This window comes from Streptomyces sp. ISL-99, from assembly GCF_018614005.1.
In the GTDB taxonomy this organism is placed as follows: Bacteria; Actinomycetota; Actinomycetes; order Streptomycetales; family Streptomycetaceae; genus Streptomyces; species Streptomyces flavidovirens.
On the sequence record NZ_JAGGPC010000003.1, the window covers coordinates 1 to 21914 of the forward strand.

The 21914-nt window shown below is 68.7% G+C and carries 20 protein-coding genes and 1 pseudogene; 11 read left to right on the forward strand and 10 right to left on the reverse strand.

The window, feature by feature from the left end; genetic code table 11:
* A pseudogene (locus J7E91_RS01365) lies at positions 1–196 on the forward strand (hypothetical protein); the annotation flags it as partial.
* On the opposite strand, the gene J7E91_RS01370 reads toward J7E91_RS01365, so the two are convergent.
* From J7E91_RS01370 to J7E91_RS01380, 3 genes are all read right to left on the reverse strand, one after another.
* The gene (locus J7E91_RS01370) at positions 156–401 is read right to left on the reverse strand and encodes a hypothetical protein (RefSeq protein WP_214898366.1); all 246 of its coding nucleotides are present in this window, start codon (positions 399–401) and stop codon (positions 156–158) included. The pseudogene J7E91_RS01365 and the gene J7E91_RS01370 overlap by 41 nt on opposite strands.
* Positions 402–418: 17 nt before the next feature.
* On the reverse strand, positions 419–679 hold the full coding sequence (locus tag J7E91_RS01375; protein WP_214898368.1) for a hypothetical protein: 261 nt from the start codon (positions 677–679) through the stop codon (positions 419–421).
* A 913-nt stretch (positions 680–1592) separates the two neighbouring features.
* Positions 1593–1919, reverse strand: coding sequence for a transposase family protein (locus J7E91_RS01380; RefSeq protein ID WP_308375934.1), 327 nt, complete (start codon positions 1917–1919; stop codon positions 1593–1595).
* Positions 1920–2030: 111 nt separating this feature from the next.
* Between J7E91_RS01380 and J7E91_RS37200 the strand changes: the two genes are divergently transcribed.
* Genes J7E91_RS37200 through J7E91_RS01395 form a run of 3 tightly spaced genes read left to right on the forward strand, consistent with a single transcriptional unit; the run spans position 2031 to position 3721 of the window.
* Complete coding sequence (locus J7E91_RS37200) at positions 2031–2261, forward strand: PqqD family protein (protein WP_214898370.1); 231 nt, start codon at positions 2031–2033, stop codon at positions 2259–2261.
* Complete coding sequence (locus tag J7E91_RS01390) at positions 2258–2677, forward strand: lasso peptide biosynthesis B2 protein (protein ID WP_214898372.1); 420 nt, start codon at positions 2258–2260, stop codon at positions 2675–2677. Before J7E91_RS37200 ends, J7E91_RS01390 begins: the two co-directional genes overlap by 4 nt.
* A gap of 15 nt (positions 2678–2692) precedes the next feature.
* Positions 2693–3721: a protein-L-isoaspartate O-methyltransferase gene (locus J7E91_RS01395; protein ID WP_214898374.1), complete on the forward strand. Its 1029-nt coding sequence runs from the start codon at positions 2693–2695 to the stop codon at positions 3719–3721.
* Positions 3722–3806: 85 nt separating this feature from the next.
* Here J7E91_RS01395 and J7E91_RS01400 read toward each other — a convergent pair whose 3' ends face one another.
* Both J7E91_RS01400 and J7E91_RS01405 read right to left on the reverse strand, forming a co-directional pair.
* The gene (locus J7E91_RS01400; RefSeq protein ID WP_214898376.1) at positions 3807–4895 is read right to left on the reverse strand and encodes a branched-chain amino acid aminotransferase; all 1089 of its coding nucleotides are present in this window, start codon (positions 4893–4895) and stop codon (positions 3807–3809) included.
* Between the two features lie 223 nt (positions 4896–5118).
* Positions 5119–6162, reverse strand: a complete 1044-nt coding sequence (locus J7E91_RS01405) for a 3-isopropylmalate dehydrogenase (RefSeq protein ID WP_214898378.1) — start codon at positions 6160–6162, stop codon at positions 5119–5121.
* Between the two features lie 126 nt (positions 6163–6288).
* Here J7E91_RS01405 and J7E91_RS01410 point away from each other — a divergent pair, with 126 nt between their 5' ends.
* The gene (locus tag J7E91_RS01410) at positions 6289–7857 is read left to right on the forward strand and encodes a fibronectin type III domain-containing protein (protein ID WP_214898380.1); all 1569 of its coding nucleotides are present in this window, start codon (positions 6289–6291) and stop codon (positions 7855–7857) included.
* Positions 7858–7885: 28 nt separating this feature from the next.
* Here J7E91_RS01410 and J7E91_RS36645 read toward each other — a convergent pair whose 3' ends face one another.
* The 3 genes from J7E91_RS36645 to J7E91_RS01420 all read right to left on the reverse strand — a co-directional run bounded on the left by J7E91_RS36645 (position 7886) and on the right by J7E91_RS01420 (position 9937).
* Complete coding sequence (locus J7E91_RS36645; protein ID WP_106964136.1) at positions 7886–8014, reverse strand: hypothetical protein; 129 nt, start codon at positions 8012–8014, stop codon at positions 7886–7888.
* Positions 8015–8285: 271 nt separating this feature from the next.
* The gene (locus tag J7E91_RS01415; protein WP_214898382.1) at positions 8286–8822 is read right to left on the reverse strand and encodes a GNAT family N-acetyltransferase; all 537 of its coding nucleotides are present in this window, start codon (positions 8820–8822) and stop codon (positions 8286–8288) included.
* A 56-nt stretch (positions 8823–8878) separates the two neighbouring features.
* Positions 8879–9937 carry a S1 family peptidase gene (locus tag J7E91_RS01420; RefSeq protein ID WP_214898384.1) on the reverse strand — a complete coding sequence of 353 codons (1059 nt, stop codon included), beginning with the start codon at positions 9935–9937 and terminating at the stop codon, positions 8879–8881.
* A 165-nt stretch (positions 9938–10102) separates the two neighbouring features.
* Between J7E91_RS01420 and J7E91_RS01425 the strand changes: the two genes are divergently transcribed.
* A complete protein-coding gene (locus tag J7E91_RS01425) occupies positions 10103–10942 on the forward strand; it encodes a DUF1206 domain-containing protein (RefSeq protein WP_214898386.1) in 840 nt (279 codons plus the stop codon).
* 102 nt (positions 10943–11044) lie between these two features.
* Here the strand turns inward: J7E91_RS01425 and pruA are convergent, their stop codons facing one another.
* Both pruA and J7E91_RS01435 read right to left on the reverse strand, forming a co-directional pair.
* Positions 11045–12676, reverse strand: coding sequence for an L-glutamate gamma-semialdehyde dehydrogenase (pruA, locus tag J7E91_RS01430; protein WP_214898388.1), 1632 nt, complete (start codon positions 12674–12676; stop codon positions 11045–11047).
* 35 nt (positions 12677–12711) lie between these two features.
* Positions 12712–13638, reverse strand: coding sequence for a proline dehydrogenase family protein (locus J7E91_RS01435; protein WP_214898390.1), 927 nt, complete (start codon positions 13636–13638; stop codon positions 12712–12714).
* Positions 13639–13802: 164 nt separating this feature from the next.
* On the opposite strand from J7E91_RS01435, the gene J7E91_RS01440 reads away from it, so the two are divergent.
* From J7E91_RS01440 to J7E91_RS01460, 5 genes are all read left to right on the forward strand, one after another.
* Positions 13803–14957: a CdaR family transcriptional regulator gene (locus J7E91_RS01440; RefSeq protein WP_214898392.1), complete on the forward strand. Its 1155-nt coding sequence runs from the start codon at positions 13803–13805 to the stop codon at positions 14955–14957.
* A 112-nt stretch (positions 14958–15069) separates the two neighbouring features.
* Positions 15070–15822, forward strand: a complete 753-nt coding sequence (locus J7E91_RS01445) for a TnsA-like heteromeric transposase endonuclease subunit (RefSeq protein ID WP_251015029.1) — start codon at positions 15070–15072, stop codon at positions 15820–15822.
* Positions 15819–17999, forward strand: a complete 2181-nt coding sequence (locus tag J7E91_RS01450) for a helix-turn-helix domain-containing protein (RefSeq protein WP_214898395.1) — start codon at positions 15819–15821, stop codon at positions 17997–17999. Before J7E91_RS01445 ends, J7E91_RS01450 begins: the two co-directional genes overlap by 4 nt.
* Positions 17996–19132, forward strand: a complete 1137-nt coding sequence (locus J7E91_RS01455) for an ATP-binding protein (protein ID WP_214898397.1) — start codon at positions 17996–17998, stop codon at positions 19130–19132. Before J7E91_RS01450 ends, J7E91_RS01455 begins: the two co-directional genes overlap by 4 nt.
* 40 nt (positions 19133–19172) lie before the next feature.
* Positions 19173–21740: a TniQ family protein gene (locus J7E91_RS01460; protein WP_214898399.1), complete on the forward strand. Its 2568-nt coding sequence runs from the start codon at positions 19173–19175 to the stop codon at positions 21738–21740.
* Positions 21741–21914: the final 174 nt, after the last annotated feature.

The following is a 21914-nucleotide window of genomic DNA, read 5'->3' on the forward strand; positions in this document are numbered from 1 at the left end:
TCGCCGCGCGGCCGACCCAACGGGGTGGCTGATGCGCTCGCGCCGCCTGGTGCGCGACTACGAGACCCAGCCCGCCAGCAGCGAGGCGTTCATCCACTTCTCGGCGAGCATGCTCATGGCCCGCCGCCTGGCCCGCACCACCACAGGCATGGCGGTCAACTCCCCGCAGCAGGCACCAACGACGCTCGCGGCATGAACCGGCCCGACGGCGACGCCATCAGCCACTCCCGCTCGACCAGCCGTTTTGCCCTTGACCGCACTCCCTCGATCTTCGCCGGCACCAGCTCCAGCTCCAGCCGGGCCGCCAGTTCCTTCGCCGACACCCCCTCACCGTCGCCCGGTTCGGCCTGAAGCAACTCAACGATCCGCCGGTACTCCGGCGCGAGCGCCTGAACGGTCATCCCCTCCCGGCATCGCACTACCGTCGCCCCGGTGACGGCGCCTTGACCACGTGGGCCGCAGGTGCCGGATCCCTCACCTCCAGGCGGGGCGGATCTGCCACATCGTCGCCAGTGGCCAGGGCCTCGGCCAGCTCCGCACGCGCAATCGCCCGGCGTTCCAACACCGCCTCGGCCACACCGAGTTCAGCCAGGATCCGATCCGCCTCCGCCTGGAGCTCCTCCACCCGCACCCGGGCAGCGGTTTCCCGCTCCTCAAGCAACCCCATCACCGATGCCACCGGACACCTCCGCATCGTCGCGGCCGAACAGAACGTCCAACCCCTCCCACGACGACACCGAAACCGTGCCCGACCAGCGGAAACTCAGCGGTCACATCCGGAAAGACAACGGCTTCTCAGGTCTTCCGACGCGCGTCGGCAGTTCGGAGTGGGGCGGCCGCCAGGGCCGCCCCTGCAGGCCGCACCAGGCAAGGGGCTGCAGTGAAGCATCTGTGGAGTTCATCGCAATGAGCGATCAGCCTGCGGCTGGTTCGGCGTCGGTCGCGTTCTGCCAATTCTGTTCCATGCCGGAGAGGCAGACGGGGCATCTGTGGCCCTTCTCAGCGAGCCCATCATTGTGTGATCGGGGCCTGTGCCGTCGTGTGCTCCTCCCCTGTGAGCTTCGGCATGCCATCCGCGAAATGAGCGGCGACGTCGGGGAGGAGGAGGTCTTCGAGGTTGCCGTGGCCGCTGGTGGCCACTAGGTAGCCGACCCAGACGTCGTTGATGATGCTGCGAGCCAGCAGCCGTGGCAGCAGGCGTCCAGGCGAGTGCCTCGTCGCAGGCGTAGCGCGGGAGGTTCTGCGCGGGAGCGGGCTGGACGGTGCGGCGGGCGAAAAGGCGGCGCAGCAGTTTCACGGTCGGTCCCCTCAGTCGCGGATGTGCTGTCTGCCTTCAGCCTTCGCCTGCGTCCTCACCGCCTCGCTTACCAAACCTCTTGGCGCACGGTCTCGTTCGGCTCACATTTCGAGAGCCGACGGTGGTGAACCTTCCATGGCTGGTCAGCGCATCTGGTGCGCACTGGCGGGTGGTTCCCTCACTGCGCACCACAGAGCCTCCGCCAACTTGAAGTCGCAGGTCAAAGGGCTGGCGTGACCGGTTCTCGGGGTGCTCACGCTGGTCGTGGGCGGCAGTCTGCGGAGTAGACCATCTGTCAGCGGTTGACTTCGAGGTTCGTCAGGACGAGCAGGGCGCGCAGAAGGTGGGTGGCGCGGGCGGGGTCGGTGCGGAGTTTGGTGAGGATCCGCCAGTTCTTGAGGTGGGCGAATCCGTGTTCGACCGGTGCGCGTCCGGTGGCGAGGACTCGGTTGGCGGTCTTCTGGCCTGGGGTGAGCTTGTACGCGCGGCTGGCGGTGAAGCCGGTGACGACCACGGGGTCACGTACGTCGTTGTCCAGGCCGCGGAAGCCGAGGTCCGCGAGGGCGCCAAGACCGGCGGCGCGCAGGCGGGCCAGGATGTGATCGTGGCGGGCGGCGGTGATGTCTACTTCGCAGACTGCAGCCCACGACCAGCGTGAGCATCCCGAGAACCGGTCACGCCAGCCCTTTGACCTGCGACTTCAAGTTGGCGGAGGCTCACCGAACGCGGCGGCATGCTCCTCGATGTACGAGGCCGGGGCCGGTGGTACGCGCTCACTGGATCCGGCGCACTCTGGTGGCGCCACCTGGCCGAGGGCGCTACAGCGGACGAGGCTGCCGACGCCGTCGCGGCCCACTTCGGATGCGACCCCGAGCGTGTACGCGCCGACATGCGGAATCTCGCGCGACAACTGCAGGACCGCCACCTTCTACGTGTCCACAACGGCGGGAGGTGGCACCGGTGAGCATCCCTATGGCCATACCCGCGCAAATCGAACGCCCACCGCTGCGGGATCGCTTCATGGCCGTCGCCACGCTCGCCTTGGCCACGATGCTGGTCGAAGCCGCCCCGCTACGCACCACCCTCACCGTTGCCCGAGTCGCCAAGCGATGCACCCGACGTCGCGCCAGCGTGTCAGAGGCCGTGAGCACGGTCGCCGCACGCGACTGGGCCAGCCGGTTCTTTCCCAGCCGCGCCGCCTGCCTGGAGGTGTCCCTGGCCGCCTTCCTCGACTCGGCATTGCACGGCCGGTCCGTCGACTGGTGCATAGGCTGCCGCTTCGACCCATGCGAGTCGCACGCCTGGATCGAGGCGTGCGGCCGACCAGTCGGAGAGCCGAACGCCCCGGACCGCCCCTTCCACGTCACTCTCCGCATCTGAGGCAAGGAGCAGTCGATGCCCGAACCCACCCACCCCGCTCTCGACCAAGCAATCAGCACCGTGCCGAGCACGCAGTTCCATGGCGTCGACGGGCAGGCCGTACGCCCCTGCACCCCGGCCGCAGTCACCCACCGCCACCTTCGAATGCTCGATGTCCACCCCGGCGCGAACGTCATGGACATCGGCATCGGCTCCGGCCTCTCCGCCGCGCTCCTTGCCCGACTGGCCGGAGCAGAAGGGCGCGTCACCGCCATCGAGATCGAGCCCGACATCGCCAAGCGCGCCGAAGCCCTCTACGCCGAACACGGGCACCGGGTCACCGTCGCCGTGGGTGACGGCCTCCTCGGTTACCCGCCCAGCGCCCCGTACGACCGCATCCTCGTCGGCACCACCCCGCCGGCCATCCCCGACGCTTGGCTCCAGCAACTGAAGCCCGGCGGAACGCTCCTCTGCGGCGCACGCCTCGCCGATCTGCCGGGGGCTTACGCGATCGCCCGCGTCACCGTCGACGATCACCACCAGCCACACACAGTCGAGATCCACCACGGCGGATACACGCCCATGATCGCGGCCTTCCCCCTGAAGACCACTTGCCGCGCCGTCGACCCGCAGCAGCCGGAACGCGCGCTCACTATCCTCGGAGAGTACGAGTTGGGCGTCGCGGCGTCGCTCCTCTCCTCTCTGACCGAGACGCCTCGCATCGCGCCGACCTCAGCACCAGGCACCGACTACTTCCATCTGAAGAACTGGCTGATTGCCATCGCCCCCGACGGCCTGCTCGAAGCGACCCTTGACCAAGGCACTGGCATCGGCATCGGATTCCTGGCCCCGGACGGTGCCGCACACGCCGCGGTCATCACCGACGCCCACGTCATCGCCAACCAGGCAGAGTCCCCGGCACTCGAAGCCCTCGGCGCCCTTGTCCGCCACTGGTGGGAGACCGGCGCTCCCCGAACGCACGAACTGCGCGCGCGCCTCATCCGTGAAGGCGAGTCCTGGCACGCCCGTATCGCGCCCGCCGTTACCTCATTCCCACGCCCCTGAACAACGCGGAGGCCGCGCCCCGGCGAACCTCGCCGGGGCGCGGCCTCACGTGCGTATACCCACCTGCGTACAACTACAGGCGGTGTCAGGCCAGTTCGTGGATCCAGCCGTGGGTGTCTTCCGCCGTGCCCGTCTGGATGGCGAGCAGCGCCTTGCGGAGCTCCATCGTGACCTTGCCCGGCTGCCCGTCGCCCTGGACCCATTCCGCGCCCTCGGACTTCACCGAGCCGACCGGCGTGATCGCCGCCGCCGTACCGCACGCGAAGACCTCGGTGAGGGTGCCGTTCTCGGTGTCGCGCTTCCAGTCCTCCGTGGAGATCCGGCCCTCCGCCGACTCGTAGCCGAGATCACGGGCCAGCTGGAGCAGCGAGTCGCGGGTGATGCCGGCGAGGAGTGAGCCGGTGAGCTCCGGGGTGACGATGCGGTCGCCGTACACGAAGTACAGGTTCATGCCGCCCATCTCCTCGACCCACTTGTGCTCCAGCGCGTCCAGCCAGACCACCTGGTCGCAGCCCTTCTCCGCCGCCTCGGCGAAGGCGAGGAGCGACGCCGCGTAGTTGCCGCCGGTCTTCGCGAAGCCCATGCCGCCGGGGACGGCGCGGACGTAGTTCTCGGACAGCCAGACCGAGACCGGCTTCACACCCCCGGGGAAGTACGCCCCGGCGGGCGACGCGATGACGATGAAGAGGTACTCGTTGGCCGGCTTCACACCGAGCCCGACCTCGTTGGCGATCATGAACGGGCGCAGGTACAGGGAGTCCTCGCCGCCGTGCGCCGGAACCCATGCCTTGTCCTGCTGGACCAGCGCGTCGCACGCCGCGATGAACGTCTCGACCGGAAGCTCCGGCATCGCGAGCCGGCGCGCGGAGACCTGGAAGCGCCTGGCGTTCGCGTCGGGGCGGAAGGTGGTGACCGAGCCGTCGGGTCGGCGGAAGGCCTTCAGGCCCTCGAAGATCTCCTGCGCGTAGTGCAGGGTCATGTTGGCCGGGTCGATCGACAGCGGCGCGTACGGCACGAGCTGCGCGTCGTGCCAGCCACGGCCTTCGGTCCACCGGATGGTCACCATGTGGTCGGTGAAGTGGCGGCCGAATCCGGGGTTGGCCAGGATCGCCTCGCGCTCCGCGTCGGACAGCGGGTGCGAGGAGGGCTTGAGCTCGATCGTGGGCGTCGTCATGAGTGCGTGTCCTTCACCGGTTGTGTGTGGTGGACCGCGCTCACGCCTAGCAGGACGTCCGAGCTTCCCCTCATACCGCGGCCCCACGTTCGATTATCGCCTGTGGGAGTGCGTGCATGAAACGGCGTGTAGTGCGGCCCAGGATTGATGGTCCCACCCGGCCGCGGCAAAGCACAGCCGCCGGGTGTCTGTGACCCGGCGGCTGTGGGAGGAGTCCGTCGGGTCAGCCCGCTACGCGTACCGCGAGCGCGTCGCCGATCTCGTCCGTCGTACGGACCGTGCTGCCGTCGCGCTCCGCGAGGTCGGCGGAGACGGCCGCCTCGATACGGCCGGCCTCGGCCTCGTAGCCGAGGTGCCGCAGGAGGAGGGCGACGGAGAGGATCGTGGCCGTCGGGTCGGCCTTGCCCTGGCCCGCGATGTCGGGCGCGGAGCCGTGGACGGGCTCGAACATGGACGGGAAGGCACCCGTCGGGTTGATGTTGCCGGAGGCCGCCAGGCCGATACCGCCGGTCACGGCGGCGGCGAGGTCGGTGAGGATGTCGCCGAAGAGGTTGTCGGTGACGATGACGTCGAAGCGCTCCGGCTGGGTGACGAAGAAGATCGTCGCGGCGTCGACGTGCAGGTAGTCGGTGGTGACCTCGGGGTACTCCTGGCCGACCTTGTCGAAGATGTTCTTCCACATGTGGCCGGCGTACACGAGGACGTTGTTCTTGTGGACCAGCGTCAGCTTCTTGCGCGGGCGGGCGCCCGCCCGCTCGTACGCGTCGCGGACGACACGCTCGACGCCGTACGCCGTGTTCAGGCTGACCTCGGTCGCGACCTCGTGCTCCGTACCGGTGCGGATGGAGCCGCCATTGCCGGTGTACGGGCCTTCGGTGCCCTCGCGGACGACGATGAAGTCGATCTCGGGGCGGCCGGCCAGCGGCGTCGCGGTGCCCGGGAACAGCTTCGACGGGCGCAGGTTGATGAAGTGGTCGAAGGCGAAGCGGAGCTTGAGGAGCAGGCCCCGCTCCAGGACGCCGGACGGCACGGACGGGTCGCCGATCGCGCCGAGCAGGATGGCGTCGTGCTGCTTGAGGGAGTCGAGCTCCGCGTCCGGGAGGGTCTCTCCGGTGCGGTGCCAGCGCTGGGCGCCGAGGTCGTACTCCTTGGTCTGCAGCTTCACGTCCTGGGGGAGGACGGCGTTGAGGACCTTGAGCCCTTGGGCCACGACCTCCTGGCCGATACCGTCACCAGGGATCACTGCGAGATTGAGGCTGCGAGACATGTCGGCACCCTACTCCCGCGTCCCATCCCCTGACACCGACCGTCCGCCATTCGGACTCAAAATCTCGACAGACTCTGTTCACCCTTAGTACTGGCCATAGTTGGTTGTTACTGGGAAGTTTTTCCCATGGCCGACACCCCCCGCACCGGTATCCCCGAGCAGATCGCGCGCCGCATGACCATGCCGGAGCAGCACGAGTATCTGCGTACGAAACTCTCCCGTAGGCGCGTGATCGCGTCGTCCGCCGCCACCGTGGGCGGCGCAGCCCTGCTCGGCGGCGCGAGCCCGGCGTACGCCGGCTTCCCCGCCCTGCTGCCCTCCTCGGTCACCGCGCGGGTGGACGGCTCGCTGGTGGCGCCGTTCGGCCGCCATCTCGCCTTCGGCACCGACCCGAAGACGCAGATGCGGATCTCGTGGCAGGTGCCTTTCGCCGTGAAGGGGCCGTACGTGCGGGTGGGGCTGAAGCCGTGGGAGCTGAGCCGGAAGATCGAGGCGGAGGTGCGGGCTCTGCACACGCCGTCGCTGTCGCGGAAGCTGCCCGCGGTCGACCAGTTCTACCTGCACGTGGGGCTCGACGAGCTGAAGCCCGGGACGACGTACTACTACGGCGTCGGACACGACGGATTCGACCCGGCCGACGCCTCGCGCCTGTCGACGATCGGCTCGTTCCGTACGGCGCCCGAGCGGCCGGAGACGTTCGTCTTCACGGCCTTCGGCGACCAGGGGGTCAGCTACGACGCCCTCGCCAACGACCAGTTGATCCTCGGTCAGAACCCGTCCTTCCACCTGCACGCGGGCGACATCTGCTACGCGGACAGCAGCGGACAGGGCAAGGAGTCGGACACGTACGACGCGCGCGTGTGGGACCAGTTCCTGGCGCAGACCGAGAGTGTGGCGTCGCGCGTGCCGTGGATGGTGACGACCGGCAACCACGACATGGAGGCCTGGTACTCCCCCAACGGCTACGGCGGCCAGTCCGCCCGCTGGTCGCTGCCGGAAAACGGCCCCGACGCGAAGAACGCCCCCGGCATCTACTCCTTCACGTACGGCAATGTCGGCGTCGTGGCGCTGGACGCGAACGACGTGTCGCACGAGATACCCGCCAACAAGGGCTACACGGACGGCGCGCAGAGCGCCTGGCTAGACAAGCGGCTGGGCGAGCTGCGGCGGCAGGCCGGCATCGACTTCATCGTGGTCTTCTTCCACCACTGCGTGTACTCGACGTCCACGCACGCCTCGGACGGGGGCGTGCGCGACGCGTGGCTCGCGCTCTTCACCAAGCACCAGGTCGACCTGGTGATCAACGGGCACAACCACGTGTACGAGCGCACGGATGCCATCAAGGGCGGCGAGGTCGGCAAGCCGGTCCCCGTCGGTGCCTCGACCGATCCGACGCGGGACGGGATCGTGTACGTCACGGCGGGCGGCGCGGGCAAGGACCTGTACGGGTTCGGGCCCGGCGTGAAGGACAGCTACGAGGGCAACGTCCACGACCACGACCACATCGTCAGCTTCCACTGGACGAAGCTGCGGCTGCCGGACCCCGACACGGTGGAGTGGTCACGGGTGCGGTACACCGGCTTCTCGTTCCTCGCGGTGGAGGCCGAGGCCGGTACGTCGCCGAGCCTGAAGGTCTCCGCGCTCGCCGGATCGGGCGAGCGCGTCGACTACTTCGAGATCCGGCGCAGCCGTTAGGCAGCGGCGAGGGGGCGCGGCCCGCGGATCAGTGGCCGGTCGCGCCGCCGTTGTCGCGGCGGTCCAGCGCACGCTGGAGGGCTGCGGCGGCCTGCTTGCGGTCGGTGTCGTTCGAGCGTGGGGTGTGGCGGACGCGGCGGACGGCGGTCTCGGCCATGGTGATCGACTCCTTGAGATCAGAATGATTTCAGGGCGCCGGAATGGGCGGGGAGCAGGTGCCGCAGGGGTTACCTGCATGGGGCACGGGCTCACGACCGCCGTTCGCTGATGGAGCGAGACGTTCGGCTCTATCACGCTAAGCGAGGCCGGACTGTCTGTCTCCACAATTACTCGGACTTCCTACTATCTGAGACGCGATCATGGCCACGCCTCCGCGAGCGCGTGGCCGTTCGTCGTCATCACCGGCGCAGGGGCGTGCGCCGGGGCCGCTAGAGCACGTCGCCGCCGCGCCAGTCGAAGAACAGGGTGTCGGAGGCGTCGGGGAGCCCCTCCACGGGGCGCAGATACGTCGTCCCCTCGTCGTCGGGCAGGCGGACGGTGCCGGAGGGGCCGAGCGCGGCGATCCGTCCGGGCCACACCACCCACCCACGCCCCGAGTAGAGCGCCGCTCCGTCGTCGGACGCCGAGAGCGCCCCGAGGACGTACGCCCGGTCGATCACCCGCTCCAGCGCCTCCATCACCAGGCCGCCGAGCCCCTCCCTGCGGCGGTCCTCCCTTACGGCCACCCCTTCGACGTAACCGGTGCGCAGCGACCTGCCGCGGTGTAAGACCCGGCGCTGGATGACGCTGCCGTGGGCGGCGAGGCGGCCGTGCTCGTCGTGGACGAGGGCGTGTATGCCGCCGAGGGTGTGGTCCCAGTCGTCCGCACCGAAGTCGCCGCCGAAGGCGGCGTCCAGGAGGGCGCGGATCTCGTGGAGGGTGGCGGGGCCGAGGTCGGCGGTGTGTGCGGTACGGATCCGATTCATGCACCGCACTCTGTCAGGGCCGCCACCCCCGGCGGAGGGGTGGCGGCCCGGCGCGCTCAGTACACGTTCACGCCGTACACCGACAGGGCTTCCTTGACCGGCTGGTGGATGGCGGAGCCATTGGTGCCCGTACAGCCGGAGCTGCCCGAGTGGATGCCGAGCGCGACGCTGCCGGCGAAGTGCGCGCCGCCGCTGTCGCCGCCGGCCGAGCAGGCGGTGGTGCGGACCATGCCGTAGACGGGGCCGTCGCCGTAGTTGACGGTGACGTTGACGGCGGTGACGGTGCCGCTGGTCACCTTGGTCGTGGAGCCGCTCTTCCTGATGGCCTGGCCCACGACGGCGTTCGCGGCGGACGCGATGTCCTGGTAACTGCCGTTGTAGAGGTTGACGTTGCCCGCGGGCGCCGAGCCGTCCGTGTAACGGACGATGCCGTAGTCGTTGGTGGGGAAGCTGGTTCCCTCCCGGACGCCGATCACCGGACCGCCGGACGTGGCCGACCAGTTGGCGACGTCGTTCGTGCAGTGGCCTGCCGTCACGAAGTAACGCGTCGTGCCCTTGGAGACGTTGAACGCGGCCGAGCAGCGGTACCCGCCGCCGTAGATCGCGTCGCCGCCCGCCACCTCGCGCTTGAAGGTCCCCGGTACGCGCGAGATGCGCACCGCCCCGTCCTGCGCGTCCGCGACCTTCCTCAGCCGGGCCAGCTCCCGTGCGGACACGGACCGGTCGGCCTCGACGCTGACCTGATTGGTCCTCGGGTCGATGCCCCACGACGTACCGGTGATCTTCGCTCCGGACTCCAGCGCCGCCATGGCCGCCTCCAGCCGCGCGGCACCGCGCTCCACACGCTTCGCGACGGCGCCCGCCGCGCGGACCTGCTCTGCGGCGCGGTCGCTGGTGACGGTGACGGTGAGGTCGCCGGTGCGGCGGTCGATGTAGCTGCCGGCGGTGTCGTCGCCGAGGCGCTGGGCGAGCTCGGAGTCGAGGCGGTACGTCGCCGGGCCCGCGGCGGCGGCTTCGGCGGTGGTCCCGGCGCCGGCGGGGGCCGCGCCGAGGCCGAGCGCGCCGACGGCTATCAAGGCGGTCAGGGATGTGCGCGCACGGAGCATGCGTCTCATGGGGGGGTCTCCTCGGTCAGGTCTCCGTGGGGAACAGAGACATCGCCGAGGAATTTGACATGCCCATTGCCAATCCACAAGGGCGCGTCGACGCCACGTCACATGCCCGCACCGGTTCCGGCGCCCGCTTCGGGGCACACGCTCTCAGACGAAGGAGGCGAGAACATGGGCACAGCGGCACTCGGCAGAAGAGGCAAACTCAGGGCACGGCAGGCTTCGAACAGCTCGGCCATGGAGGCCGCCGCGCGCTGGGGATTCGTGGCACGCGGGGTGCTCTACCTGCTGGTCGGCGGACTGGCGCTGCGCATCGCGTTCGGCGACGGCGGCCAGGAGGCGGACCGCGGGGGCGCGCTCACGGAGGTGGCCGCGCAGCCGCTCGGTTCGTTCCTGCTCTGGGCCCTGGGCATCGCCTTGGTGGGCATGGCGCTGTGGCGGCTTTCCGAAGCCTTCTTCGGCGCGGCCGGACCCGACGGCGACAAGCCCCGCAAGCGCCTGTTCTCCCTGGCGCGTTTTCTCTTCTACGGCTTCGTGGCGTACAGCGTGCTGTCGTTCGCCGCGGGCACGGGCGGCAGCGGCAGCGGATCGAGCGACAAGCAGTCGGAGGACGTGACGGCCAGGGCCATGGAACTCCCCGGCGGCCAGTGGATCGTAGGCATCGGCGGCCTGGCCATCGCGGTCACCGGCCTGTGGATCGCGAGCCGCGCCGCCCTGCGCAAGTACCACAAACACCTCAAGATGAGCGCGCTGCACGGCCGTACCCGCCAGGCCGTCGACGTCACCGGCGTGGCGGGCGGTGTCGCGCGCGGCGCCGTCTTCGCCGTCCTCGGCGGCTTCGCGGTCAAGGCCGCGGTCGACTACGAACCGGACAAGGCGAAGGGCATCGACGACACCCTCCGCTCGTTCGCCGACACGCCGGCGGGCCCGTGGCTGCTGGTCCTGATAGCCGTTGGCCTGGCCATGTTCGGCCTCTTCTCGTTCGCGATGGCCCGCTGGCGCAAGATCTGACCTCCGGGGCGGCACACCAAACCGCCCCCGTCCGGCGTGGGGGCCGGGACGGGGGCGGGGTCTCGCGGGGCGCGCGACCGGAGGCCGCGCGCCGCGGTGCTGTCAGCCCTGGTGCGGGTAGGTGTAGTCGGTCGGCGGGACCAGGGTCTCCTTGATGGCCCGGGTCAGGGTCCAGCGCTGGAGGTTCTGGGGGGCGCCGGCCTTGTCGTTCGTACCCGAAGCGCGGCCGCCGCCGAAGGGCTGCTGGCCGACGACGGCGCCGGTCGACTTGTCGTTGATGTAGAAGTTGCCCGCGGCGTAGCGCAGCTTGTCCATCGTGTACGCCGCCGCCGCGCGGTCACGGGAGATGACGGCGCCGGTCAGGGCGTAGTCGGACGCCGACTCCATCTGCTCCAGCATGGCGTCGTACTTCTCGTCCTCGTAGACGTGGACGGCGAGGATCGGGCCGAAGTACTCGGTCGTGAAGACCTCGCTCGAAGGGTCCGTGCACGCGATGACCGTCGGGCGGACGAAGTAGCCGACCGAGTCGTCGTACGTACCGCCCGCGACGATCGTGCACGTCGGGTCGGCGGCGGCGCGGTCGATCGCGGCCTTGTTCTTGGCGAAGGAACGCTCGTCGATGACGGCGCCGATGAAGTTCGACAGGTCGGTGACGTCGCCCATGGCGATGGCGTCGACCTCCGCCGCGAACTCCTCCTTGAAGCCGTCGTTCCAGATCGAGGCCGGGACGTACGCACGCGAGGACGCCGAGCACTTCTGGCCCTGGAACTCGAAGGAGCCACGGGTCAGCGCGGTCTTCAGGACGGCGCGGTCGGCGCTCGGGTGCGCGACGACGAAGTCCTTGCCGCCCGTCTCGCCGACGAGACGCGGGTACGTGCGGTACTTCTCGATGTTGTTGCCGACCGTCTTCCACAGGTACTGGAAGGTCTTGGTCGAGCCGGTGAAGTGGATTCCGGCCAGGTCGCGGTGGTTGAGGGCGACCTCGGAGACCTCGATGCCGTCACCGGTGACCAGGTTGATGACGCCCTTGGGCAGACCGGCCTCCTCGAGCAGCTGCATCAGCAGCACGGCGGCGTGCGTCTGCGTCGGGGACGGCTTCCAGACCACGACGTTGCCCATCAGGGCGGGAGCGGTCGGCAGGTTGCCCGCGATGGCCGTGAAGTTGAAGGGCGTGATCGCGTAGACGAAGCCCTCCAGCGGACGGTGGTCCAGCCGGTTCCACACGCCCGGGGAGTTCGCCGGCGGCTGCTCGGCGAGCAGGTCACGGGCGTACTTGACGTTGAAGCGCCAGAAGTCGACGAGTTCGCACGGGGTGTCGATCTCGGCCTGCTGGACGGTCTTCGACTGGCCGAGCATGGTCGAGGCGGCGAGCGTCTCGCGCCACGGGCCCGACAGCAGCTCGGCGGCGCGCAGGATGATCGCCGCGCGGTCGTCGAAGGACATGGCGCGCCAGGCCGGAGCGGCGGCCAGTGCGGCGTCGATCGCGTCCTGCGCGTCCTGCTTGGTCGCGTGGGCGGCGGTGCCGAGTACGGCCCGGTGGTTGTGCGGCTGTACGACGTCGAAACGCTCGCCACCGCCCATCCGCTTCTCGCCGTTGATCGTCATCGGGAGGTCGCGGGGGTTCTCGGCCAGCTCCTTGAGCTTGGCTTCGAGGCGCTCACGCTCCGGCGAACCGGGCGCGTAGGTGTGCACCGGCTCGTTGACCGGCGCGGGGACCTGGGTCACAGCGTCCATGAGTTCGTGACTCCTTCGTCTTCGTGAGGGGTGAGTCAGTTCTTGGTGATCATCGAGCGGACGAAGAACAGCAGGTTGGCCGGCTTCTCCGCGAGGCGTCGCATGAAGTAGCCGTACCAGTCGGTGCCGTACGCGGTGTACACACGCATCCGGTGGCCCTCTGCCGCGAGCCGCACGTGCTCTTCGCTGCGGATCCCGTACAGCATCTGGAATTCGTACTCATCCAGTTTGCGCCCTGCGCGCCGGGCGAGCTCCTGGCTGATGGCAATCAGTCGCGGGTCGTGGGACCCGATCATCGGGTAGCCGTCCCCCGCCATCAGGATCTTGAGGCTCCGGACGTACGCCTTGTCGATCTCGGCCTTGTCCTGGAACGCGACGCCGGCGGGCTCCTTGTAGGCGCCCTTGACGATACGGACACGGCTGCCGGCCCCGGACAGACGGCGCGCGTCGTCCTCGGTGCGGAACAGGTACGCCTGGATCACACAGCCGGTCTGCGGGAAGTCCTTCCGCAGTTCCTCGTGGATGGCGAACATCGAGTCGAGCGTGGTGTGGTCCTCGGCGTCCAGCGTGACCGTGGTGCCGATCGCGGCAGCGGCCTCGACGACCGGCCGGACGTTGGCGAGCGCCAGCTCGTGGCCGCCCTCCAGCGCCTGGCCGAACATCGACAGCTTCACCGACATCTCGGCCCGCTCGCCCAGGCCCAGGCCCTTGAGGTGCTCGACCAGGTCCAGGTACGCGTCACGCGCGGCGAAGGCCTGCTCGCGGGTGGTGATGTCCTCGCCCACGACGTCCAGGGTTACTTCCAGCCCCTTGCCGGCGGCGTCCTGGACGATCGGGATGACCTGCTCGACCGTCTCACCGGCGATGAACCGGCCGACGACCTGTTTGGTGCCCGGCGCAGCCGACACGAAGCGGCGCATTCTGTCGCTGCGCGAAGCGGCGAGGATCACGGGACCCAGCACGGGGCACCTCCACGGAAAAGGCTTGAAGGGGGCCGCGACCAGGGAAAATCGGCACGGCACGGATAACCACCGTGAAATCTAAGGATCGCTCGCACGGCGAGCCATCGACACCTGTCACGCATCCGTGTCCCGTATCTCATACAGATGTCTGAAGGGATGCGAGAATGGGAAACGTGAAAGGCGATTACCAGGACCTGGTCGACGAGATCTCGGCGTTGCTCGGCGCCCCCGCGACGCTGGAGGACCGCGATTTTCGCCTGATCGCGTTCGGCGCGCACGACAGCGGCAGCGGTTTCGACGAAACCACCCTGGACCCCGTCCGTACGCGCTCCATCCTCACCCGCCGCTCGACGGCCGAGGTGCGCGCCTGGTTCGAGAAGTTCGGCATCGCGACCGCGGAAGCGCCGGTGTACATCCCCGCCGACCCCGCCGCGGGCGTGCTGCGCGGCCGGCTCTGCCTGCCGGTACGGCATCGGGGCATCGTCCACGGTTACGTGTGGCTGCTCGCCGGGGAGGGCGGTCCGCCCGGGCCCGTCCCCGCCTCGGCGATGGCGGTCTGCGCCAGGATCGGTGAGCTGCTCGCCGACGAAGCCCGCGCCCGCGCCGACCTCGGCCCCCACCTGCTGACCCTGCTGACCTCGGACTCCCCCGACAGCCGCTCCGCCGCGCTGGACTCGCTGGGTGCGGCGCTGGGCGACTCGGGACCGTACGCCCTGCTGTGCGTCGCCCCCTGGACGGATCCCGCGCCGGGTGTACGTACGGTCCCCGGGGCGGCCGCGCTGTGCCTCCTGCCGGTGCCGGGCCCGGCCGGGCCGCGCCTCGCCGCCCTGATCAGGATCCGTACGCAGACCGACCTCTCCCCCGCTCACCAGGCAGCCGCCAACCTGCTCACCTCAGCCGGCCCGGTCGTCGGCATCGGCAACCCCGTACGGGCACTGGACGACCTGCCGGGCGCATGGCGCGAGGCTTCCGCCGCCGCGCGGGCGGCCCTGGCCCGCCCCCACCTCGGCCCGGTCGCCCAGTGGTCGGGCATCGGTCCGTACCGCCTGCTGGCCGCACTCCCCGACAGCGGGCCCGGCCACCCGGTGGACCCCGCCGTACGCCCCCTCCTCGAACCCGCGCACGCCGAACTGGCCCGCACGGCGGAGGCTTTCCTGGACTGCGCCGGCCAGGCGGGCCGCACCGCGAGCGCCCTGAACATCCACCGCCAGACGCTCTACTACCGCCTGTCCCGCGTGGAACAGCTCACCGGTCTCGACCTCCACAACGGCGAGGACCGGCTGCTGCTCCACATGTCCCTCAAGGCCGCCCGTCTGTGACGTCGTGTAGGTTCCGCATTTTGATGGACACTGCCCATACGAAATGGACAGCGATTGGGCATTTTCGCCATTCCGTGGGCACTGACTGCGATCAGTAACTACGTTCGCTCCTATGGTCGTTCAGATTCCAATGCGATCCGGCAAGAAGAGTGCGCCGACCACGGCGTCGATCCGGTACGACGACACGTCGGTGCGCAAGGTCCCTTTCTCGGATCTGCGGTTGGCGGATTTCACCTGGTCGGTGCCCTGGCGGAGTTTTCGCTCCGTGCACGGCCAGACGCACTACTCGGGGCGATACGCATCAACGACGATGGCTGGGCCCGTCGTCTACGAGAGCCGGCTGGAGTTAGCCCGGCTGCTCCTGGCCGACATGGATCCTGCGGTACGTGAGATTTACGCCCAGCCATGTCATCTGACGGCCCGGGTCCGGGATCGCGTTCGTCGGCATGTTCCGGACTTTCTGCTGGTCATGGCGTCAGGGACAGTACGCGTGGTCAACGTCAAGCCAGCCGACCGGCTTGCCGATCCGAAGATTGTGGAGGCATTGGCCTGGCCCGGAGAGTTGATCGAGCGGCATGGCTGGGAGTACGAGATCTGGTCCGGGGCGGATCGCGTGCTCTTGGAGAATGTCCGCTTCCTGGCGGCATACCGCCGACCTGGGGTGGTCCCCGAGGCCGATATCGAGCGGGCCTGGCAGACGGTGCGGGACGGAGACCAGCTTGCGGACGCTGAGCGTCGTCTGGCAGCCGGGCGCCCCGACTACGAGGCACGACCGCCTTTGCTGGCCCTGGTGTGGTCAGGACGGCTGACCACCGATCTGTCTCGTCCGCTGAGTGGCGACTGGGTACTGCGGAGGTCCGCGTGAACACCTGGACTACACCGCTTCGGACAGGCCTGTCGCTGACCTATGACGGCGAGCAGTTCACCATCGCGGAGATCGAAGGCCGCCGTATTCTCCTGCAGCAGATCTCGGCGGAAGGCCGTCCCACGTGGCGGCAGATCGATCTGTCGGTGCTGATGGCCCATCCCTCCACCGAGTTCCTGGTGGAAGCGCCACCTGCACAGCCGGCGGTCACAGCGACGCTGGGTGAGCTCAGCACCGCGGAGGACGATGCGCTCACCACCCGGTTCCGGCATGTCCAGGAGGTGCGATCCAGCTACCGGTTGGGCTCTGCTGAGATGGCATTGGAGGGTGAACCGCGACCTGACTACGCGCCGGGAGTGCCCTTGATGCACCGGTACGAGGCAAAGGCTGCGGAACTCGGCGTCAGCGTGACCACGGTGCGCCGGTGGGTGGCACTGGTGGAGGAGTCGGGGCCAGCGGGCCTGGTGAGCAAGCGCCAGCACACAAGCGTGCTGGACCGCGTGGATCCGCGCTGGTTGGAGATGGCGCGCTCGGTGATCGGGAGCCTGAAGAAGTCCAGCCGGCCCGTTCGTGGTCTGGTGCTGATGGAGATCGAAGAGCGTGTGGTCAAGGAGTACGGCCCCGGTGTGGTGAGCATTCCGAAGCAGACGAACGGGTACGCACTGCTGAAGGAGCTCAGCCGGGGGACGAACGCGTTCGATGGCAGCACGAAGGGGAAGCGGTCAATTGCGAACCGTCCGCAGGGGGTCTTCGGCAGACTGCGTGCGACGCGGCCGGGTGAGTACATCGTGTTGGACACCAACAGTCTGGATGTCTTCGCGATGGAGCCGGTGACGTGCCGGTGGGTGCAGTGCGAGCTCACGGTCGCGATGGACCTCTACAGCAAGGTGATCACCGGGTTGCGTCTGACGCCGGTATCGACGAAGTCGACCGACGTGGCCGGTGTCCTGTTCGAGACGATCCGACCGCGGGAGGTGTCGTCTGCCGGAACGGGCGAGCCGCTTCCGTACTGCGGGGTTCCTTCCACGGTGGTGTTCGACGCGGAGAAGCTGGTGGACGCGCACGGCCAGCCGCTGCTGCCCGCAGTCGCGGCGGAGACGATCATCTACGACCACGGCAAGATCTACGTCTCGAACCACATCGCGAGCGTGAGCGCGAAGCTCGACATCTCCCTGCAGCCGGCTCGCCCCTATACGCCGACCGACAAGCCGGTGGAGCGGTGGTTCAAAACGTTGAACCAGGGGCTACTGGCGGCACTTCCCGGCTACAAGGGGCCGGACGTGCACAGCCGGGGAGAGAAGGTGGAGGACGAGGCGTACTTCTTCCTGGACGAGCTTGAGATGATCATCCGCGAGTGGATCACTTTGATCTATCACAGGCGGCACCACCGAGGGCTGACGGTCCCGGAGATCCCGGGTCTGAAGCTGAGCCCGTTGGAGATGTTCGAGCACGGGGTGAACCGGGCGGGGCCCTTGCGCATCCCGTCCAGGCCGGGCCTCGCGTTCGAGTTCCTGGAAGAGGAGTGGTGCCCCATCCACCACTACGGGGTGGAGATCAACGGGCTCCGTTACAACGGCGACGGGCTCGACGCCTACCGCAATCAGATCAGCCCGCACCGCGGCGAGCACGCCGGCAAATGGCCCGTCGCCGTGGATCGCGCCGACATCAGAAAGATCTACTTCCAGGATCCGAAGCAGCCTCACCTGTGGCACACCCTGGGCTGGGAGCACGCCCCGGCCCTGAACGGGCCGGCTAGCCTGGAAGCGTTGAAGTACGCACGCCGGATCGCGGCCAAGACGCATCGTTTCCCGGACACCAAGCGCGCCTTGATCGAGTTGCTGGAACGCTGGGGTGCCGGGCTGACCGAGGATCGGTCCGAGCGGCGCATGGCGGTGCGCTTGTCGCAGGACCGTCTGCGGCTGGTCGGCGAAGGCGGCCCCGAAGACGACGAGATCGCCGAACTCCCCTCCGTGCGCCGTCTGGCAGCGCTCAGTTCGCCGGACGCGGGAGCGGGCCACCAGGCAGCACCGGATTTGCAGGTGATTGCGTCTGCGGATGAGGACCTGGGCGGGGACGATGACGAGGACGAGGAATGCGAGGCAGCCCCGGCAGACGAGGAGACCGCGGGCCTGGTCGATGAGGATGAGTACTACGCCGACATCTGGGAGAGCCGTTGAGTGCGGCCGAGCGCCTCGCGCCGTTCGAAGGCGACGACCGCCAGTACTCGCCCACCCGGCTTCCAGGCTGGCTGCAGGAGGTCAACGGCCCGGACCGCATCAAGCCCAAGCAACTCACCCGGGCCCAACTCGCCAACCTCTCGCCGCGGGATCTGTTGGTGCACAACGACGGGCGGGAGGTCTGGCACGCCAACATCGGCCCGATCGACACGCCCCAACTCCTCGCCCTGCACGATGAGCTTGCGGAAATCGTGGAGTCGAACCGGCACGACGGCGACAAAACCAAGCCGGCCGCGCTGGTGGACGCCTATCCAGGGCTGGGGAAGAGTACGGCCGTGCGGGCTTACGGCTGCGGCCTCTACCGCAAGCAGGTCGCCCTGCGAGGGGAGACCACGCCCAGCGGGGACCGCAGGGTCCCGGTGATCTACATCGCTTTGAGCGGCAACACGCAGATCCGCGGACTGAATGCCTCGATCTGCCGCTTCTACGGCCTGCCGGTCACCGGGGACGCCGACACTCTGGCCGAGCGGGCCGTCGATGCGGTGCTGAGCATGAAGACCACCGCGATCATCGTGGATGATGTCCACTTCCTGGCGGGTTCGAGAACCAACTCGGCCAGGATGGCCAACCAGTTGAAGTATCTGTCGAACGTCTTCCCGGTCACTTTGATCTATGTGGGTGTCGGAGTCCAGCACCGCGGCATCCTCAAGGAAGGCATGGGCCACGGAGACTCTCTCTTCGCCCAGTTCGGGCGCCGCACCACCCCGCTGACCCTGCGGCCTTTCGATGTCGAAAGCGAGCAGGGCCGTCTGGAGTGGAGGACGCTGCTGAAGACGATCGAACAGCAACTGGTCCTCGCGGAGAAGTTCCCCGGCATGCTGGCCGAGGATCTTTCGGACTACCTCTACGCCCGCTCGACCGGGCACTTCGCCTCGCTGATGTCGCTGATCAACCGCGGCTGTCTGCGGGCGATCCGCCGCGGTCACGAGCGCCTTGACGAAGACCTGATGAACGGGGTCAAGAACGACGCGGCGGCGGAGGAGGCCCGCCTGGAACTCGATGCCGCGATCAAGGCAGGGCTTTTGACCACGCGGCCCGGTCTGCGCTCACCGTCCCTGAAGCGGCCGGCGTGACACTCTGGACTCCCGACCGCATCCCCCTCGTGGTCCGCCAGTGGCCGGCGAGGCCTTGGAGAGCTGGATCGGCGCCTACGCCCGGCGCCTACGCGTCACCGACAGCGTCTTCCTCGAAGCCGCCGGGATGCCCGGCGCCCGCACGTCACACCTCGCGCTACGGCTCACCGCCGACGAAGCGGCTGCCTTGGAGCGGGCCACCGGCGTCGAACGGCAGGCACTCACCAGCATGACGCTCGAACCTTACGACGGACTGGCAGTGGCGATCCTGCCCGACCGGCGCAAGCTGAGCAGACCACCGGCCTGGAGATTCAGCGGAAGCCGAGCCCGCTACTGTCCTGGGTGCCTGGGCGATAACGCCGGCCGCGGGCCGGTCTTCTGGCGCCTCCCGTGGGCTTTCGCCTGCACCACCCACCACACACTGCTGCTGGACTTCTGTCCCGACTGCCATCAGCCCCCGCACCCCTGGAAGGCAAGACGGCTCGGCCCCCGCGCAACAGGCGCCTGCACGCGGGCCCACAGCAGTCTCGGCCTCAGAGCGGCCTGCGGAGCTGACCTTACGCAGGCCCTGGCCACCCCGCTGCCCGCCTCGGGATTCGTACTGGCCGCCCAGCAGCACATCACCACCCTGCTGAACGGCGAACCGGCCGCACGGCCGACCGCGCTGGCCGAGGTCAAGCAGCTCTACGCCCTGGCCTGGCGCATTCTGCGAGGTCTGCACACCATCGCGGACCGGGCGCCGGAAGTCGTACACACCGTGGTGGCCGAATGCGGCGGAGAGCTACCGCAACTGACCAGCGAGGACGTCGGGCACGACGCCCACAACGCCGCCGTCGGCACCGCACTGGCCCGCATCGCCCTCCACCCCGGCCATGCCGACCACGAGGCACTCTTCGAGTGGATCCTCGAAGCCGACCGCTCACTGCTGAAAGCCTCGAAGAACAACATCGGCGCGATGGCCGGCCGATGGACCTGGAGCGGTCCCGAGCTGGTCGGGCGCGTGCTGGCCAAGCTCGACCCCCGCGCCACCTTGCACGCCCGACTTCGTTATGCCAGTGCCAGCCCCCGACCACGCTGGCCGGACCTCCCCGCCGACGCCATCACCCGCCGGGCGGCCATGATCCCTGCGATGCTCTGGCCCGGATGGACGATGCGCCTGCTCCCACGGCCCAAGAACAGCAAAGACCCCCGCGCGGGCACGTTCCGCCGCGGCTGCAGCAGCTTCCTCCTGCTTCCCGGCGGACCGCCCCAGCTGAACTTCGAACGTGTCGGCCCGCTCCTGGGCAACCAGGAGATCAACACCGACCGCGACAGCATCGAACGACGCCTCTACCTCGATCACGATCTGACCCCACTGGCATCCACACTGGCCCAACTCGCCCGCGCCTTGGACCAGCACGGCTCCCCTATCGACTACGCCAGACGGCGAGCCACCTTCACCAGCGCCACAGTCACCCTCGATCTCGATGCATATACATGGCTATGCGCCCAGCAGGGCTGGAATCCCGGTCAGCAGCATCGCGTCCTCCTCATGCGTGCGTATCTCCTGATGCTGCTGACCGGCGAGGTTCATCCCCCGCCCGAAGGGGCGTCCTACCGATTCGCATGGCACTGCTCGGAGTTCCGGTTCCATGCGCCCCGCGCCCTCCGCTCGTTCCTCCGCCGGCAGGCCAAGGACAACCTCACCCACCACAAGATCATCGAACCCGTCACCTGGGAACCACCCGATGCCTGGGTGACCGCCGTCCGATGGCCCGGCCTCTCCCCCGCAGACATCGTCGAGGACGAGTTCCGCGACCTGCTCGCAACGTCCGGCACCGTCCGCGAGACCGCCGGTGCCCTCGGCCTGGCCACAGAACACGTCCGCCTCTACTGCGACCTCACGGCGACCGGCGCAGCCACCCCCAGCGACGTGATCGGCAAGCACCTCAGCGCACGGACCGTGAGAACGGCCAAGACCCGCGAAGGCATTCTCGCCCCGGACCGACTCCACGACCTCTACGTAAACCAGAAACTGGAACTCACGCACATCGCCAACCTGGCGTCCTGCAGCCCCGACACAGTCCGCCGGCTCCTCCGGCAAGACGGCATCCCACTCCGCCCCCGGCCACGACGAATTCCGGACCGCCCTGACATCACCCGCGAATGGCTCCACCACGAGTACGTCGAACGCCAACGCGACATCGCCAACCTCGCCCGCGAACGCCGCGTCACCCACTACCACCTCACCAGAATGGCCAAAGCCTGGGGCATCACGATCCGCCCCGCTGGAGGGCAGTGCTACAACGCCGTCGGACACCTGCACCTTCACCGCCCCTTGTCCGAGGACATGCGCAAAGTAGTCATGAACTCGCAAGCCCTCAACCGGCTGCGAGCCATCACCCAGATCTCCGGCCACCCCAGCTTCGCCGCCGCGGCCCGAAGCGACGGCGCCGGGACCGACAGCGCACTCCGCCAACGAGTCATCGGTGTCGAAGAGGCAGTTGGCTTCCAGATCATCGACCGCTCCGTCAGACCCCTCGCCGCCACCGAACGCGGACAGGAGTTCCTCCGCGAAGCTGCCGAAATTCTCCGCATCGCCGACGCAGCCCGTCTTCACCAAGAGTGATCAGCCGTCGGATCGGCAACGTACCGCGCGCCATGGTCACCTATGGCAACCTGGCCATCAGCGCCTTGAAACTCGTCGGCGTGACCAACATCGCCGCCGCAGCGCCCGCGACGCTCACCGACCGCTCGCACTACTCGGACTCACGTGATAACAAACCGGAGGTCACGCGACTAC

Bases quoted from the DNA above. Each gene is read 5' to 3' on its own strand.
- J7E91_RS01445 (WP_251015029.1), top strand. From the start codon at position 15,070: ATGGTCGTTCAGATTCCAATGCGATCCGGCAAGAAGAGTGCGCCGACC.
- J7E91_RS01370 (WP_214898366.1), bottom strand. From the start codon at position 401: ATGACCGTTCAGGCGCTCGCGCCGGAGTACCGGCGGATCGTTGAGTTG.
- J7E91_RS01405 (WP_214898378.1), bottom strand. From the start codon at position 6,162: ATGTCTCGCAGCCTCAATCTCGCAGTGATCCCTGGTGACGGTATCGGC.
- J7E91_RS01420 (WP_214898384.1), bottom strand. From the start codon at position 9,937: ATGAGACGCATGCTCCGTGCGCGCACATCCCTGACCGCCTTGATAGCC.
- J7E91_RS01415 (WP_214898382.1), bottom strand. From the start codon at position 8,822: ATGAATCGGATCCGTACCGCACACACCGCCGACCTCGGCCCCGCCACC.
- J7E91_RS01410 (WP_214898380.1), top strand. From the start codon at position 6,289: ATGGCCGACACCCCCCGCACCGGTATCCCCGAGCAGATCGCGCGCCGC.
- pruA (WP_214898388.1), bottom strand. From the start codon at position 12,676: ATGGACGCTGTGACCCAGGTCCCCGCGCCGGTCAACGAGCCGGTGCAC.
- J7E91_RS01425 (WP_214898386.1), top strand. From the start codon at position 10,103: ATGGGCACAGCGGCACTCGGCAGAAGAGGCAAACTCAGGGCACGGCAG.
- J7E91_RS01440 (WP_214898392.1), top strand. From the start codon at position 13,803: ATGGGAAACGTGAAAGGCGATTACCAGGACCTGGTCGACGAGATCTCG.
- J7E91_RS01395 (WP_214898374.1), top strand. From the start codon at position 2,693: ATGCCCGAACCCACCCACCCCGCTCTCGACCAAGCAATCAGCACCGTG.
- J7E91_RS37200 (WP_214898370.1), top strand. From the start codon at position 2,031: ATGCTCCTCGATGTACGAGGCCGGGGCCGGTGGTACGCGCTCACTGGA.
- J7E91_RS36645 (WP_106964136.1), bottom strand. From the start codon at position 8,014: ATGGCCGAGACCGCCGTCCGCCGCGTCCGCCACACCCCACGCTCGAAC.
- J7E91_RS01400 (WP_214898376.1), bottom strand. From the start codon at position 4,895: ATGACGACGCCCACGATCGAGCTCAAGCCCTCCTCGCACCCGCTGTCC.